The organism is Pseudomonas neustonica (assembly GCF_003797945.1).
Classification (GTDB): domain Bacteria; phylum Pseudomonadota; class Gammaproteobacteria; order Pseudomonadales; family Pseudomonadaceae; genus Halopseudomonas; species Halopseudomonas neustonica.
The window spans coordinates 1-2,472 of the sequence record NZ_RKKU01000062.1 but is presented as its reverse complement, the minus strand read 5'-3'; the positions used below and the strand labels follow the sequence as shown (position 1 = coordinate 2,472).

The window sequence follows — 2,472 nt, the reverse complement described above, 5'->3', positions numbered from 1 at the left end:
GTAAGCGCCAACAAATCAGCACCTGTTTCCCGTTCAATTTCCATCCCACACTGATTCCATCGTCACCTACGCGAGGAATCAAATATGGCCATGCAGCAGCGAACAGACTACTGGCAACAACAAATTGACAACTGGATTGACTCCGGGCTTTCAGGGGCCGCTTTCTGCAAGCAGCACGAATTGGTTTATCACCAGTTCGCTTATTGGCGGAGCAAGCTATCTAAATCAGATAAAGCCCCCTCTCAGACCAAGAGCCCTGCCGGGTTTGCACGAGTAACCAGCCTGCCAGACGTAGCAATGCGCGAATTAACCCTGACGCTGCCTGGTGGCATCGCCATCACCGGATTACACGCTGGCGATGTCGATGTTCTAGGTGCAATTTTGAGGCAGTTGTAATGCGGCCTCGGTATTTGCGCCCAGCACGGGAGATGCCAGAGATCTTTCTGTATCGGGCGCCGATTGATTTTCGCAAGCAGGCCAACGGCCTGGCACTGCTGATTGAGCAGGAGCTGGGGCGCAGCCCCTTTACCGGCGCCCTGTATGCCTTCACTAACCGCCAGCGCAACAAGATCAAATGCCTGATGTGGGAAGACAACGGCTTCGTGCTCTACTACAAGGCGCTGGCTGAGGAGAAATTCAAGTGGCCAAAGTCCGCAGATGAACTGATGCCGCTGACCGGCGAGCAGATCAACTGGTTGCTTGATGGCTATGACATCAACCTGCTCAAGGGCCATAAAATGCTGCACTATGAGGCCCTTGGCTAACACTTTTGCGTGCTCCAACTGCCTGTTTTTGCTATAATTTCCGGCATGAAAAGACCGCCAGAACAGCCTCTCAATACACCCGATATCAGCGGTTTGTCTGCCGCTGAGCTACTGTCGGTTGTGGCTGATCTGCAGCAAAAACTGGTTGATAAAGAGGCTGAGATTCAACATCACAGCCAAGCGGTCAAACGCCGCGACAATTACATCCAGATCCTTGAAGAGCTGCTGCATTGGAAGCGTACGCAGCAATTTGCTGCCAGTAGCGAAAAGCAGCCCCACCAGGTTCATCTGTTCGACGAAGCCGAGATGGAAGCTGAAATTGAACGGTTGCGTGATCAGCTCCCGGACGACCTGGAAGAAGCGGATGCGCCCAAAGCGTCACGCCAGCGCCGGCAGCGTGGCTTCTCTGACAAGCTGCTGCGCGAACGGATCGAACTGACGCTCAGCGCGGAAGAAAAAGCCGGGGCCAGCAAGGTGTTCTTCACCAAGGTGAAAGAAGAGCTTCAGTTCATACCCGCCCAGTTGAAGGTGCTCGAATACTGGCAGGAGAAGGCGGTGTTCGAGCAGGACGGCGAGGAACAGATCATAGCGGCCCCGCGCCCAGTGCACCCCTTGGGCAAGAGTGTCGCCTCCACCTCGCTGCTGGCCTACCTCATTACTGCCAAGTACGCCGATGGCTTGCCACTGTATCGACTGGAACAGATGCTCAAGCGTTTGGGCCACGAAGTGAGTCGCACCAGCATGGCTCACTGGATTATCCGGCTGGATGAGGTGTTCAAGCCCTTGATCAACCTGATGCGCGAAAGCCAGAACAGCAGTGACTACCTGCAGGCTGATGAAACCCGCATCCAGGTGCTGAAAGAGGACGGCAAGACAGCCCAATCGGATAAATGGATGTGGGTCACCCGGGGTGGTCCACCGGACCATCCCACCGTGTTGTTTGCCTATGATCCATCACGCTCTGGCAGTGTACCCGTGCGTCTGCTGGATGACTTTGCCGGTATCCTGCAGGCCGATGGCTACTCCGGCTACGGGCAGGTGTGTCGGGCCAACAACATCACCCGCATTGGCTGCTGGGATCATGCCCGCCGCAAGTTCGTTGAAGCCACCAAAGGGGCCAAGCCGCAAGGCAAAAGCAAGCAGGCCAAAGCGTCCAAAGCCGATATCGCGCTGAGCCATATCAACAAGCTCTATGTGATCGAGCGCCAGATCAAAGATCTGAGCAGCGCCGAGCGCTACCGCATCCGTCAGGCTATGAGCCTGCCACGCCTAGAAGCCATCAAGACCTGGTTAGAGGCAAACGTCGGCAAAGTGATGAAAGGCTCGCTCACCCGTAAAGCCATGGAATACACGCTGAATCAGTGGACATCGCTGGCCGGCTACTGCGAACGCGGTGACCTGCATATCAGCAATGTGTTGGCCGAAAACGCGATTCGTCCGTTTGCACTCGGTCGCAAGGCCTGGCTGTTCGCTGACACGCCGCAAGGTGCGCGGGCCAGTGCCACCTGCTACTCACTGATCGAAACGGCCAAGGCCAACAACCTGGAACCCTCTGCATACATTGAACATGTGCTGACGCACATTGCTGAGGCTGACACTCTGGAGAAGCTGGAACAGTTGCTTCCATGGAATACAGCACTGGAGCCGGTTGTGAAAAAAGTGGCCCAGTTCGATTAAGGGCAAGTGGGTCGATTTAGAGGCGCTTACG

The 2,472-nt window shown here is 55.6% G+C and carries 3 protein-coding genes; all 3 read left to right on the top strand.

Features of this window, described 5'->3' with window-relative positions; all coding sequences use genetic code 11:
- Nucleotides 1-84 precede the first annotated feature (84 nt).
- Genes tnpA through tnpC form a run of 3 tightly spaced genes read left to right on the top strand, consistent with a single transcriptional unit; the run spans nucleotide 85 to nucleotide 2,441 of the window.
- A complete protein-coding gene (gene tnpA, locus EF096_RS20065; protein ID WP_123891507.1) occupies nucleotides 85-396 on the top strand; it encodes an IS66 family insertion sequence element accessory protein TnpA in 312 nt (103 codons plus the stop codon).
- Between the two features lie 32 nt (nucleotides 397-428).
- Nucleotides 429-764, top strand: coding sequence for an IS66 family insertion sequence element accessory protein TnpB (gene tnpB, locus EF096_RS20060; RefSeq protein ID WP_158611330.1), 336 nt, complete (start codon nucleotides 429-431; stop codon nucleotides 762-764).
- Between the two features lie 45 nt (nucleotides 765-809).
- Nucleotides 810-2,441, top strand: coding sequence for an IS66 family transposase (gene tnpC / locus EF096_RS20055; RefSeq protein ID WP_123891505.1), 1,632 nt, complete (start codon nucleotides 810-812; stop codon nucleotides 2,439-2,441).
- The last annotated feature ends 31 nt before the right edge of the window (nucleotides 2,442-2,472 follow it).